Here is a 13,552-nt window from a genome sequence, read left to right on the forward strand (position 1 = left end):
TTTAGGTTGGGGGATTTATTAAATAGTAAATTAAATGGATCTTCCAGTCGCTTATAAACGACAAAGAAGATCCTTTTTTAGAGAATGAGGGATTTGAATGCAAAAAGAAAATCAACCCCAATTAAAACGTTCAATGACTCCTGCGCAAATGGAGATGATTGCCATTGGGGGAACGATTGGATCTGGGCTCTTTATGGGAGCTACTTCCACGATTAAGTGGGCAGGACCATCTGTTTTGTTGGCCTATGCATTTGTTGGCTTAATTCTTTACGGGGTAATGCGAGCTTTAGGAGAAATGATTTATATCAGTCCCGGTACTGGATCGTTCGCGGATTATGGGACAATGTATATTCATCCGCTAGCTGGTTACCTAGTAAAATGGAGCAACGTTTTTCAATTTATCATTGTTGGAATTTCTGATATTATTGCAATGACGCAATACTTAAATTATTGGTGGCCTAATTTACCAGATTGGCTATCTGGAATTATCATGATCATTTTTCTCACCTTGGCTAATTTAGCTTCTGCTAAAGCCTACGGACGCCTTGAATTTTGGTTTGCCATGATTAAAGTGGTTACGATTATTGTGATGATTATCATTGGTTTGTTGGTAATTGTGCTTGGCATGGGCAATCACTGGCAGCCAGTGGGGATCAGTAACCTGTGGCGCCATGGCGGCTTCTTCCCCAATGGATTGAAAGGTTTTGTGTTTTCAATGGCCGTGATTGCTGGTTCTTATCAAGGTATTGAATTACTAGGAATTACAGCAGGAGAATCTGCTTCACCACGACACGCCATTATTAAATCTGTTAAATCAGTAATTTGGCGAATTTTGATTTTCTATATCGGGGCAATTTTCGTGATTGTTTCGATTTATCCTTGGGACCAGTTAAAAGCTGTTGGCTCACCATTTGTGGAAACCTTTACAAGGGTCGGTATCACGGGAGCAGCTGGGATCATTAACTTTGTGGTTTTAACGGCCGCGTTATCGGGAGCAAACTCTGGAATTTATTCCGCAAGTCGAATGCTCTTTAAACTAGCGATTGATAAAGAAGTCCCGGCCTTTTTTGGTCGATTATCTAAAAGAATTGTGCCGAACGTCGCCATTGTGACAATTTCATTTTGGATTTTTCTGGGATTTGTTGTGAACTTCATTTTAACTTCGGTTAGTTCAGCCTCCAAAGATCTCTTTGTGATTGTCTACAGTTCAAGTGTCCTTCCAGGAATGGTTCCATGGTTTGTGATTTTACTTTCAGAATTAAATTTCCGCAAAACCAATCCAGAGCGGTTGACTGATCATCCATTTAAAATGCCATTATATCCAGCATATAATTACTTTTCACTAGTCATGTTGGCACTGATTGTTATCTTTATGTTCATTAATCCTGACACCAGAGTATCGGTGTCAGCAGGAGTGGTTTTTTTGGTAGTGATGACTTTGATCTACTTTTATCGGGCTCAACATGGCGAAGAAGATGTGGAGATCAATAAAAAGGTTTAATCTAAAACGTGGCTGAAACGGTCACGTTTTTTAAATTGTTTGATGACGAACTAGTGTTCATTTGATGAAAGGTAGTGTAAAATATAAATATCAATAGTTAGTGAAAGGGCAAAATCGACATGAAAAGAAAATTTCGTAAATTATGGCATTGGTTGGCGATCTTCGCTATTCTGTTCGCGATTGCAGCTGGTTTTCAAAAATCGAATAGTCAACCTGGCGAAGCAGCGACAACCAGGATTACCGAAATCTTTGGCCAGGTTCGTCAGCATGCATGGTCAAATCGTCGTCAGAATAGTCACTTGCCGACCCCAAGTGAGGATCAAGCTAAAGTGGTGCTGACCACTGGGGTTCGTAGCCAATTACCAACGAACCTCAAGTGGAACGGTAGTGGTGCCTACATTGTTAATAATAATCAGCCTCAACTCAATGCAAAGATTAATAGTGCTCCCTATGCGGTTAACCATGTTGATACTCAGGGTCGCGCATGGCGTGGTGACGCCTGGCTGAACCGAACCACTCGCCAATATCAAAATCGTCAGCAAACTGGCAATGGGGCCACTGATTGGCGACCCGCTGGCTTCCTCCAAGCTACTAATTTAACTAATGGACCTCGGCATGCTTATGATCGGGGACATCTGCTAGGCTATGCATTAGTTGGCGGAATTCACGGATTTAACGCCTCTGAATCGAATCCGCAAAATATTGCCACGCAAACCGCTTGGGCAAATGAAGCGCGATCGAGATATTCCACTGGGCAAAATTATTATGAAGGGTTGGTACGGCGGGCACTAGATCGTAACCAGCAGGTGCGTTATCGAGTGACGAATATTTATGACGGTAATAATCTGGTTCCATCCGGCGCCCATATTGAAGCATTGTCGAAGGACGGTTCCTTGAGTTTCAATGTCTTTGTGCCTAATGTACAACGCAATATTAGTATAAATTATGCAACGGGTGCCGTTGAACAACGGTGACGAAACTCTTACAGCCACGCGGATTTTGACCGCGTGGCCTTTCTTTTTGCGTTATGTTTCGTCTTGTATAGACATGCATTTTTATCCTTTTTTTGCTGTCAAATGACGTCAAATCCAGACGCATATGGGCAGAATATGGGCAGAATTTATATAGCACAGAAGTGGTATGGGCAGAACGGCAAAATAAAAAGCCTGAACTAACGTCCAGGCCTATTTTAAGGTAATTGATCTAAAATTTTATTTATTTTTTCTATTTCCTTTTCGCGCTTCTCGTCGATTAAATAGGCGTATGTGTTGAGGGTTACCGACAGATTGGCATGGCCCAACCGTCGACTAATCGCGTAGATGTCGACGCCGTTAGCGAGTAAAAGGGCGACGTGAGAATGGCGCAGTGAGTGGAAATGAAAGCCTGGCGCGGAGATGCCGAGGCGATCAAGTAGTGAATGTAGTGCATAAGAAACCACCGACGATTGGAGCGGTTGACTTGATGCCGTCAGGAAAACAAATTCATCTCCAGGCGCCTTGATCTTTAGAAGGTCCTTGATGAAATGCTGGGGAATCGTCACCGTCCGATAAGAATGCGACGTCTTGAGCGGGATGAAATCACGATGAATAAGCCCGCTGTGTGTGTCAAGCTGCCGGTCGATCTTAACCTCGCCCGTGTCAGTGTCGACGTGATCCCAAGTCAAGCCGGCAATCTCGCCAAGACGGCAGCCGGTGTATATCGCAAAGGCAACGGCCTTTCACGTCCCGGCTTCCTGTGCAAGGCCAGAGCGGCGACGCATACGGTGGGAGTGGATGTAGTCCAGTAAAGTTTTGATTTGCTCAAGATTGAGATACTGGACTGTGCGCGCCTTAGAACCGCGGATACGTAAAGATGAGAGAATCGGTGACCGGTTAATATAACGGTGCTCAACAGCATAAGTAAAGACTTCGGCGAGCTTTTGACTCACACCTAATAACGTTGTGTGCGAATAGTGATTGTCGCAGTGGTTCATGAAGGCTTGGTAATCGTCGCTAGTGATCGAATCGACGGTTCTGTCTTCGCCGAAATAATCAGTAAAGATCTTACGAGCTAGCTTCCAGCTTCTTTTTGTGTTGTCACGTAGGTACGGTGCCTTGGATAGCGCGTAAAAGTGGTCAAAAATCCACGTGATCTTAGTTGATCGTTTGTCCACGCCTTGAGCCTTTTCCTGCTGCTTTTCTAGCAACCAAGCCTCGGCGTCGCTCTTCTTATCGAAGGTCTGAGTGCGCTCAAACTGATGCAGCTCCAAGTCATCTCCGCGGTAATAGCCACGGAATCGCGCCCGATAGCGGGTGCCACGCGTCTTGGTGGGTTTTAATTTTTCAATTGAAACAGACATACAATCAGTCCTTTCCTTTATAGTGGCCTGTTTTGGTGACGTCTAGGTATGCATATACTAATCGGATGATGATGTGTTTTTGGTCATCCGTGAGCGGCACCAGCTCATGGCTATAATACTGACCGTTCTTGACGGTCGCTTCTAATGCCTTCAAAAAGTCTTCCTTGAACACTGATGCAAAGGCTGACGGATCAACAACGTCAGCTATCCGACCAGCTTCAATTTCATCAATAGTTATCCCCATAGCCCGGGATAAAAGGACTGCTGAAGTCAGCGTGGGAGTTCTGTGTCCAGAAACCACGTTAGCAACTACGGCACGGCTGACACCGGCACGGCGCGCTAGGTCAGTTTGGCTCGAATTGGTGTTGGCTATCCATTTAATGACGGCGTCACGAAATCGCTCTGTGACAATACTTTTACGCTGTGCGTCTATGTCTTTCAAAAAGATCACTTCCTTTATAGATGTGATCATAACACAAATATTGACATTTTAAAAGTTTTTTAGAAAAAGTGTTGACATTCGATTTAAAAGTGGTAGTATAAATAGTGAAGAGAGGGACAACAACCGATCTTCAACGAATCTTGAAAATTAAAAAAATTCGTCCACACCTGTAGTGCACGGCTGTGATGCTCGACTCTCCGCTTGAGCTTGGGGGAGCCGGGATGCAGGCTGAAATGCCGACACGTTGGAAGCTCACACCAGCATAGCTACTAATGGAGGCCAAAACTGGTAACCCACAACTAAGTGGGTTAAGGAAGTTCCTGGTGCTACAAAGAAGGACGTAAAATAAACACTAGCCTTTAGCCGGGCGGTGAGTCTCTAATGGAGAGCGACTTTACCATACTCGGCTAAAGGCTTTTTTCGTTGGAGGCGGAAAGGAGAACAATGATTGATGACACAACTATTGAGAAATTGGCCGACGTGATCGCCGAACGGCTAAAGGCCAAAGAACCGTCAACGATGAAGTTCGAAGATGCTTGCCGGGAGCTTTTCCACGGGAAGAGCCGCGAATGGGTCAAGTATTACATCATGGGGCAACACCCGGAAGTACTGACTGACCACGGCGGCTGGATCACCCCACCGAAGCACAAAGGTGTACGGATTAAAGTGATTGATGTCAAGGCCGCCAAGAAGTGGCTAGCCGAAAATGAGCACAAACTCGATTGGACGGCGCCCGAGCCAATCACCCTGAAGCGCCGGGCAGGACTGGCAAAACCAATCAAACGCAACTAGTGTGCAGATAAGTAAGGAGGATCTATCAAAATGAAAAAGGTACAAAAAATGATGAAGGCAAACACTGTAAGTAAGGATACTAAGCAAGACGTGAGGAGCGGAACGACCAATCAGGAGCAGACACCTCCAGAAATTCGCTTAGTATCAGACTTAAAGCGCCCAGCTTATGGCTCTACTACCGCAACTAATGTGCCTTATAAGGACTATAAAAAATACGGACGATATCCAACCTCAAAACACCCAATCATGATTAAAGATGGTGCAAGCTATAACCAGCTGCTGACATGGTTTGCTTCAGAGCCGGAAGAGAAAGTTCCTTTCGATCGGACTTCCTTAGATGATGACACTCACAAAAAAGCCGTTAAGGCGCTAGAAAAGTTTGCTGAGGATATCGAAAGTGTACGTATGAAGTACCGGCCGGACTTGGCAAAAAAAGACGCTTGTGGAACGCTAACGATGATTGTTGACGGTTCCAAACAAAGCTGGGTTTACAATCCATTAGATCATCCACGGCGCCCCTTTACTGAAGATGGTATTGCAATGGTACTGAGTGATATGCTCAGGGGCCATGCTTTCTATGACATGACAAACGGTACTTGGATGATCTGGAAGGGTAGCAAGACGGAAGGAAGTCGATGGATTGACGGCGGGAAAAATGCGCCAGATATTCGCGCGTTAGCCACACCGCTTTCCGTAGTGATGAAACGTATTTTGATCTACAACCACTTTGACCGTGAGCATACGTATTTCAAGAGTGATCACGTCAAGGCTGAGTGTATGAAGATGATCAGCGCTATCCCCAAGAAAATTACGATGGACCACATGATCGACTTATGCAAGTCATCAAGTAACCTCGGACGGTCAAACATCCAGTATGATACGTGGAACAGCTTCAACGTTAAGAATGGTGAGATCGACCTCAAAAACTTCAAGCTAGGCCCTGCAGACCCTGAGCACTACTTTACGAAGGTTGCGCCAGTAGCTTATAACCCTGGAGCTAAGGCACCGTTATGGTTAAGTTTTCTTGATGAAGCAATGCAACACGATAAAAAGATGATCAGCTACCTACAGCTGGTCTTTCAAGGTATTTTACATCCGAAGGCATTAGGGGAACACGTGTTTGTTTTAATTAGTCGCTTAGGTTCGACAGGTAAGACAACAACAATTCAAACCCTTGCGACTTTGCTAGGTAGTAAGAGTCCTGACGGGTCTGGATTTGCAACCTCTGTCAATGTTAAACTCTTTCAGCACGGTGGCTTCAAGGCTGACGGTCCAAATGAATCACTAGCCGATATGTCAGGTGCGCGAATGGTTTATACCACTGAGCCAGACGATGACTTTATACTTGATGAAGGGTCACTTAAGTCCTTATTAAGTGACGATATCAAGACGCGGCGAATTTACAAAGAGCAAATGAGAATCGCCAATGTTGCAACTATCATGATCGCAACCAATCATTTCCCGGCCGGCAGTGGAGATGACTCAATGACCCGACGAATTCAGCTCATTCCGTATGACCACAAAATCGGGCAGTCTAGCTTGCTTTATGATCCCGACTTAATCGAGAAGCTTCGTAAACCTGAGGAACAGGAAGGTATCTTAGCTTGGCTGGTTGAAGGTGCAAAACGCTATCAAGCGATCAAACAGAAGCAAGCGCGGGTATCGGCAAAGTTACTTATGCAGTGGAAGGCCAACAAGTTAGACCACTTACCGAAAGTGAATCATGACCCACTGTATCCATTGCCACGGCCTGTAGCAGTTAAAAGCTTGCAGTATAAATTTAAGGCCAACACCGCAGCTCAGTTCTTTGCAGACCGTTTACGTAGTAAAGTCGAGTTTTTCAATTTCATTGCCCCAGGTATCGGTAATAACACCAAGATAACCAAGCTTGAAGCATACTGGCCTATGCTGGTTGCTGATGAGAATATCAGCACGCCAGCCGCGCAAGTGTACAAGCTATATCGCGCATGGTGCGAGGCACAAGGCGTGCCACTAAAGGATACCATGAGCCAAGTGAAGTTCGGCGAAACTGCTAAGTCAATTGTAACATCACAACGTACTAACCGTGGCGTACAGTATTTAGGAATCGGTCTTACACCTTTTGAAGCCGTTGATGAACTATACCAGGTTGCAACTGTTCACAGACATGATACTACATATCAACCGGGACCATATGGTCGCCGAATAGCCACCTTCTCGATTCCTAACGCGGCGGTTAAGTACACCAAGGTCGGTGAGAATTACGTAGCGTTAGTGAGTAACAACGTTAATCCGAAAACCGATAAACATATGATCAAAAAAATTGACATCAGCAAGGTAAAGGACACAGATAAAGTCCCACAGGGTATGCATGTTGCGAAAATTGCGGCGGGCCATAGTGCCACGCTAGCGAGCAATTCCGAAATCTGTGAGCGTTTCTTTAAGTACTCAGATCTGATTCAAGGAACAACGGACACACAAATCGCTAAGATCCACGAGGCGCTGAAAAAGGATCACACAATGTACTTTGGAAAATTTAACGATGATACCCCCGTGACTGACTTTGACTTTGACCAGTCAGGCAAGATACAAGAAACAATCGATGAAATCAACAAAAAAATTAAAGAGTAAATACTCCTTTAAGAAAAGATAATGGATCAATAAGTATGAGAAATGGAGAGTGCTAGCTTTCTTTGGTGATAACGGTGAGTGAGCGAGGCTATTTCTGACTAACACCAAGTCAGTTAATGGAAATGCAAACGAGTATAACCTATTTGAAGCTGTAACAACAGTCTAGATGATAATAGATTGGCAAGGTCGTTGATTTTAGGTATATATGTTTAATCATGAACGGCTGAACCTTTCAACCTACTAGTTGTCAACGCTAATTCAAACCGCTTATCGCTTATATATATAATATGTGAGCTTTTGGATGATAAAGCTGTGATCGTAGAGTAAATCAAGAGAAACAAGAGGCTACCAATAAGGCAACCTCTTGTTTTTTTAATGAACAATGACACGCCTTAACTCATGAAGATTTTTACAGAAAAAATCAAGTTGATGCAAGGTGATGTAGGGGTACAATGGTCAATGTAAAATATAATAGGATACTATGTAATACCATAAAGTTAATAATGTCTGTAGGATTAATGTCATACCAGAAATAGACCTACACGTCTAAAATAGTTGTTAGGGCCCACTCTTAAGATGATGATATAAGATAATATTAAACTCTACACGGCTACTATGTGTATCCTAACAGCCTATCAAATGATTAGTGCAGAATTTAGTGTTTTTTGAAGCAAAAGTTATTTTAGAATTAGAACTTTAAAATATAAATTACTTTTGTTCCAATTTACCCACTAGTCTTACATTGATTGCGTTAACAGGCATCACGATGCTAATTCCATCTATGTAGAGTTTAAATGAATCTCTCTCAACACTAGTTATATAGTGTTTAAGCGCACACAATATAAATCCTCTATGGCTTTATGCTTCTTACCGTAGCATCGGGGTCGCTGAGCATGCTTTCTGATTGGTTAAAATAGTGGGATCAAGAAGGGATTGATAGAGAACTAAAATAACTGCGCATCGACGACTTAATTAAAATCCACCTAGAAAATAAAGTTTGATAAAATATTAATAACCGCTTACTATTTTATGAATGCGTTCATGATATAAATACCAAAATAAATCCATTAGCCTAACTAGTGGATTTTAATTAAATTAATAGTTTTCTTACTTGTTGCATGAAGCCCTGCACTTTGCCATCAGCGTGTTTAGCAGCCAAGATTCCATATTCTACTTCAATATCCGTTTTTAGCGGGATAGTGACTAAATTAGGATGGATATTTTTCCACGGTGTGAGGTTAATTAAGGCAGCGTTATCATTGACTGCTTGATTAAAAACATTAATATCATAACGACCAGCTGTGTATTTAATAGAAATATCTGGCTCACTTGCTAGTATTTCTTGGCGTAGCTGGTCGTTCTTTTCACTTACCCCCGTCGGCACCATTAACAAGGTTTGACCTTTCAGGTCAGCAAAGGATACCTGTTCCTTAACCGCTAATGGATTGTCGCTTCGGACGGCAATGCCAAATTGATAGCTACCGAGAGGAATGGCATTTACCAGGTTGCGCGTTGTGGCCTGATCGAATGTCCCAATTATGATGTCACATTCACGGCCCAACATTGAATATTCACGGTTATTGGCAGTTAAATCACCGGGAATTTGGGTAATTTGGAGTTGGTAGTTAGGCAGCCGCTTCTTGATCCGGTTCCAGGTCGGCATGAAAGGCATACTGGGGTGCAGTAAGGAAGTGCCAAGCAGAATTGTTTGGATCACTCCGTCAGCCTGGTGGCATTTAGCGTAGACCTCATCAGTAAGGGTAATGACCCGCTCGGCATATTTCCTGAATACTTCGCCATTGGCAGTCAGGGTGACGCCCGTGCTGGAACGATCGAACAGCTTGGTATCAACTTCTTTTTCCAGCCGATTGATCTGCTTCATGACAGCAGTACTTGAAATGAAATTTTGCTCAGCGGTTTTGGTGAAACTTCCCGACCTAACCACGGCGATAAACGTTCTTAAGTTATTGGTATCCATTATTTTGCCCTCGTATTAACTATTAGTTGATACTACCCTAACAATGAGGTTCTTCATTGTCAAGCAATCGTCAGTCATAATAGAACCATCGAACGAAACAAGGGGGCATTGCAATGAAACGGGTATTAATCTTAGGGGCGACGAGTAATATTTCGCGGTACTTAATTCCCAAGTTAATTCATCAAGGTGTCTCTTTAACGTTGTTCGCCCGGCATGGTCAGCAACGACTGGCCAGTTTGGTTGCGAAGCCGCGTGTTCACGTTATGAGCGGCAACTGGAATAATTTGGCTGATCTTAAACAGGCGGTTAATAGCCAAGACATTGTCTATTTAGCAACTGGGCAGTTTGTGGCAGCAAATCAAAATGTAGTAATGGCAATGAAATCTCAACAAGTCAGCCGGCTGATTGTTGCTAGTGAATTAGGGATTGAGAGTGAGATTCCCGGTAAGTTTGGTCAATGGAACCGCCGGATGATGGGGGATAATCAGAACCTGATCGACGCGGCGCGCGTGATCAAACATAGCGGCCTTAATTACACGCTGATGCGGATGGCCTGGCTTTATGATGAGCCGAATAACGAACGGTATGAACTGATTCCAGCGGGACAGCCCTTTCGTGATACTCAATTGACGAGGCAAGCGGCGGCCGCCTTTGTCGCTGATGTCATTAAGAATCCTGAATTAGCAGCCTATCAAAGCGTGGGAGTTGCAGAGCCAAATACCCAATGGGACAAACCGTCGTTTTATTAAACGGCTGGGTGCTGAGTAGCCGTTCGTAACCTGAGTAATTGAATAACTTGAACCATTTAGTAAGGGGGATGAGGCTTAATGGCAAGTAATATTTTAATCGCGTACTTTAGTCACTGGGGACACAGCAGGGCCTTTGCCGAAGAAATTCAGCGTTTAACCGGTGGGGACCTGTTTGAAATCCGGACTGCCACTTTTTACCCGGAAGCGCACGATCCGTGTTCGATTCAGGCTCATCAAGAACAACTGGCTGATTTTCGACCACCGCTGACAAGCCACGTGGAAAACATGGATCAGTATGACACCGTCTTTATCGGCCATCCAATCTGGTGGTACCGGGAGCCAATGGTGATTCGTTCCTTCTGGGAAGCCTATGATTTTACCGATAAGAAGGTAATTCCGTTCTGTACCTCTGGCGATGTCGGGATTGCGAACACCGAACAGGATACGAGAAAGTGGCTGCCAACGGCGAACGTTAAGCCCGGTTTGCGCTTAGGGACCCATGCGGTTGATAGTGGTACTGCAGAAATTAAAGAATGGTTACATAAAAATGGTGTAATTGATGAACGCGGAAAGGATAAGTGAAAATGAGTGAGAAAACCTTAGTTGAGATTACTGTAAATCATGATGTTAAGCTGACCGCCCAGTTTGAAGATAACGCGGCAACCCGTGAATTAGTTTCCCGGATGCCGTTTACCATTGAGATGGATAACCTGTATTCGCGTGAGATGTGTCACCGTTATGGCCGGGGCGGCTTACCGGTTGATAATGCAAGGGACCAGGGCTATCAGGTCGGCGATATTTCCTATTGGCCGCCAATGGGGAGCCTGGTGTTCTTGTATAAGCAGAATGGTGAGGTCTTTGAGCAGCAGCCGATTGGCCATATCGATAATGATATTAGCTTCTTTAACAAGCTTGGCGCAGCACAGGTAACATTTCGGATTAAGGACTAGCGAGGTGAGCGATCATGACTGAACAGAACAAAGATAACCTATTTGGTATTGGCGAAAAGAACACGGCGTTTGGCAAGTACTTTACGGGGCTAACGTACCGTCATCCACTCGTTAAAAAAGCTGGCGACATCAATGTGGGGGTAAGCAATATTACCTTTACCCCTGGTGCCCGGACGAATTGGCACATTCATCATCACGGCTATCAAATTCTGCTTGTTACCGCTGGGCAAGGCTGGTACCAGGAAGCAGGGAAGCCAGCGCAAAAATTACAGCCGGGCGATCGGGTCGTCATTCCGGAGGGCGTCAAGCATTGGCATGGTGCGGCGAAAAACAGCTGGTTTAGCCATGTTTCAATCACGGCGGGAACTAGTGAATGGCTGGAACCGGTTAGCGAAGCGGATTATGAAAAGCTGAATTAATTGGTGACAGGTATTTTAAACGTCTGATAAATGAGTATTTGAAAAAACTAAACGTAATAGAAGGGAAGGAATTTCCGATGTCAGTTAAGGGAAAAGTTGTTGTGATTACTGGTGCTTCTTCAGGAATTGGTGAAGCAACCGCCAAGCTGCTAGCTAAAAACGGTGCTATGGTAATGCTCGGTGCCCGTCGTGAAGACCGTCTTTACAAAATCGCTAATGAGATTAACGTCAACGGTGGTCGGGCCGACTTCCGGACGGTTGATGTTACTAAATCGGAAGAAGTGCAAGCCCTAGTCAAGGCGGCTAAGGATAGTTTCGGTGGAATCGATGTCATCTTCAACAATGCCGGAATTATGCCTAACTCACCAATGAGTGCGGTCCGGACTGATGAATGGAACCGGATGATTGACGTTAACCTAAAGGGAGTTTTGAATGGGATTGCCGCGGTATTGCCAACCTTTACTGCGCAAAAGCATGGTCATATCATCACCACCTCATCCGTTGCCGGCCTGAAGAACTACGTTGGCTCCGGGGTATATGGTGCCACCAAGTTTGCGGTTAGGAACGCCATGGAAGTTACTCGGATGGAAAGTGCCAATGAAGGGACCAACATCCGAACGACAACTCTTTATCCGGCAGCAATCAACACCGAACTGCTTGACCACATTGGTGATGAAAAGACGGCAACTAACATGAAAAAATTTTATCAGCAGCACGGCATTTCGCCAGCGGCCATTGCGCGGGTAGTTAATTTTGCCATTGATCAACCAGAGGATGTGGATATTTCTGAATTCACGATTTACCCAACTAACCAAGCATAATTAAAGAAAAGAGCAGTGTGCTATACGTACAAATACCCCTTACACGCTTAAATAGTAAAAGTGTGTAAGGGGTATTTATGAATATCAATTGGAAAAAGCTGAAAGCTGCTTATCTGTAGCACAACTCAGTAACACTTCAAGTGGTGTGCGATAATTGAGTACCATTCATAGAAGCTGTTTATACTGAGTAACCAAGTGTATCAAGCAAGTGACGGAAGTCTAATCGTTTATTGGACTAGGTAACGCAGCCAAACCGCACCATCATCATAGGATTTAACGTTCTTCAGCTTAAGGGCGTGGGGGGTGTCCCTCATTGGAAGACCATCAAACAAACTCGGCTGATCGCTGCGGCCATCGATTCCGGGGCCAATGAGAATGCTGATTTCGTCGACGAGTCCGGCCCTAAGAAAGCCGCCGTTAATTCTGCCGCCACCGACAACCGCCAGACGGTTGATGCCGAACTTGGTTGCCAGGATATCCATGGCCCGTTTCAGATCAATGCGTCCTTTTCCAGTGGCAATCCAGGAGATCCCTTGCCGGTTGAGGTCATCCAAATATTCCTTAGTGACCTCCTCACTGGTGATGATCAGGTGCGGAAAATTGAAATTGTTCTCAGCGCCCCAACGAATTCGTCCCTGCGTGTCCACCACGATATTATATTGATCTGCCGTGGTATTCTTTGTGAAGGCAGTGTGCCCTATTTTTGCCTTGTTCTGCGGAATAAATTGGCTACCATCGGATAGCTCAGTTGCCGCAGTAACGCGACCGCTGACCCGGGTTGGCGCGTCAATGGCAGCCAAAGTTGCATAGTATTCGGTATTACCGGCCAATTGAGCGGTCATTCCACAGTCAATTCGCCCGTCGATTGATTCCATCATATGGACAATAATATACGGTTTGCTCATTGCTTGTATCCTCCTTCATTTGTTATTTTCATGATAGAATATTTGAA

The 13,552-nt window shown here is 44.6% G+C and carries 14 protein-coding genes; 9 read left to right on the plus strand and 5 right to left on the minus strand.

Annotated elements, in window-relative coordinates; translation table 11 throughout:
• Positions 1 to 97: 97 nt before the first annotated feature.
• Together Q0C76_RS06470 and Q0C76_RS06475 are read left to right on the plus strand one after the other, a co-directional pair.
• On the plus strand, positions 98 to 1,501 hold the full coding sequence (locus tag Q0C76_RS06470) for an amino acid permease (RefSeq protein WP_295731168.1): 1,404 nt from the start codon (positions 98 to 100) through the stop codon (positions 1,499 to 1,501).
• Between the two features lie 119 nt (positions 1,502 to 1,620).
• Positions 1,621 to 2,475: a DNA/RNA non-specific endonuclease gene (locus Q0C76_RS06475; RefSeq protein WP_295731170.1), complete on the plus strand. Its 855-nt coding sequence runs from the start codon at positions 1,621 to 1,623 to the stop codon at positions 2,473 to 2,475.
• A gap of 215 nt (positions 2,476 to 2,690) precedes the next feature.
• Here Q0C76_RS06475 and Q0C76_RS06480 read toward each other — a convergent pair whose 3' ends face one another.
• The 3 genes from Q0C76_RS06480 to Q0C76_RS06490 are packed head-to-tail and all read right to left on the minus strand — an operon-like array spanning position 2,691 to position 4,281.
• Positions 2,691 to 3,200 (minus strand): site-specific integrase, encoded by a 510-nt coding sequence (locus Q0C76_RS06480; RefSeq protein ID WP_295731193.1) that lies wholly within the window; start codon positions 3,198 to 3,200, stop codon positions 2,691 to 2,693.
• An 18-nt stretch (positions 3,201 to 3,218) separates the two neighbouring features.
• Positions 3,219 to 3,839 carry a phage integrase SAM-like domain-containing protein gene (locus tag Q0C76_RS06485; protein WP_295731171.1) on the minus strand — a complete coding sequence of 207 codons (621 nt, stop codon included), beginning with the start codon at positions 3,837 to 3,839 and terminating at the stop codon, positions 3,219 to 3,221.
• Between the two features lie 4 nt (positions 3,840 to 3,843).
• On the minus strand, positions 3,844 to 4,281 hold the full coding sequence (locus tag Q0C76_RS06490; RefSeq protein ID WP_295731173.1) for a helix-turn-helix transcriptional regulator: 438 nt from the start codon (positions 4,279 to 4,281) through the stop codon (positions 3,844 to 3,846).
• 444 nt (positions 4,282 to 4,725) lie between these two features.
• On the opposite strand from Q0C76_RS06490, the gene Q0C76_RS06495 reads away from it, so the two are divergent.
• Entirely contained in the window at positions 4,726 to 5,073 is a 348-nt protein-coding gene (locus Q0C76_RS06495; protein WP_295731175.1) for a DUF771 domain-containing protein, read from the plus strand.
• A gap of 30 nt (positions 5,074 to 5,103) precedes the next feature.
• Positions 5,104 to 7,683 carry a phage/plasmid primase, P4 family gene (locus Q0C76_RS06500; protein ID WP_295731177.1) on the plus strand — a complete coding sequence of 860 codons (2,580 nt, stop codon included), beginning with the start codon at positions 5,104 to 5,106 and terminating at the stop codon, positions 7,681 to 7,683.
• A 1,090-nt stretch (positions 7,684 to 8,773) separates the two neighbouring features.
• Here Q0C76_RS06500 and Q0C76_RS06505 read toward each other — a convergent pair.
• Entirely contained in the window at positions 8,774 to 9,661 is an 888-nt protein-coding gene (locus tag Q0C76_RS06505; RefSeq protein ID WP_295731179.1) for a LysR family transcriptional regulator, read from the minus strand.
• A gap of 113 nt (positions 9,662 to 9,774) precedes the next feature.
• Between Q0C76_RS06505 and Q0C76_RS06510 the strand changes: the two genes are divergently transcribed.
• The 5 genes from Q0C76_RS06510 (at position 9,775) to Q0C76_RS06530 (ending at position 12,600) form a co-directional block, all read left to right on the plus strand.
• Positions 9,775 to 10,410 carry an NAD(P)H-binding protein gene (locus Q0C76_RS06510; RefSeq protein WP_295731181.1) on the plus strand — a complete coding sequence of 212 codons (636 nt, stop codon included), beginning with the start codon at positions 9,775 to 9,777 and terminating at the stop codon, positions 10,408 to 10,410.
• Positions 10,411 to 10,488: 78 nt separating this feature from the next.
• Complete coding sequence (locus Q0C76_RS06515) at positions 10,489 to 10,992, plus strand: flavodoxin (protein WP_295731183.1); 504 nt, start codon at positions 10,489 to 10,491, stop codon at positions 10,990 to 10,992.
• A 2-nt stretch (positions 10,993 to 10,994) separates the two neighbouring features.
• Positions 10,995 to 11,360, plus strand: a complete 366-nt coding sequence (locus Q0C76_RS06520) for a cyclophilin-like fold protein (RefSeq protein ID WP_295731185.1) — start codon at positions 10,995 to 10,997, stop codon at positions 11,358 to 11,360.
• A 14-nt stretch (positions 11,361 to 11,374) separates the two neighbouring features.
• Positions 11,375 to 11,779, plus strand: coding sequence for a cupin domain-containing protein (locus tag Q0C76_RS06525; protein WP_295731187.1), 405 nt, complete (start codon positions 11,375 to 11,377; stop codon positions 11,777 to 11,779).
• 77 nt (positions 11,780 to 11,856) lie between these two features.
• A complete protein-coding gene (locus Q0C76_RS06530; protein ID WP_295731189.1) occupies positions 11,857 to 12,600 on the plus strand; it encodes an SDR family oxidoreductase in 744 nt (247 codons plus the stop codon).
• A 227-nt stretch (positions 12,601 to 12,827) separates the two neighbouring features.
• Here the strand turns inward: Q0C76_RS06530 and Q0C76_RS06535 are convergent, their stop codons facing one another.
• Complete coding sequence (locus tag Q0C76_RS06535) at positions 12,828 to 13,505, minus strand: dihydrofolate reductase family protein (RefSeq protein WP_295731191.1); 678 nt, start codon at positions 13,503 to 13,505, stop codon at positions 12,828 to 12,830.
• Positions 13,506 to 13,552 lie beyond the last annotated feature (47 nt).

The sequence above is a fragment of the uncultured Limosilactobacillus sp. genome (genome assembly GCF_934202705.1).
In the GTDB taxonomy this organism is placed as follows: domain Bacteria; phylum Bacillota; class Bacilli; order Lactobacillales; family Lactobacillaceae; genus Limosilactobacillus.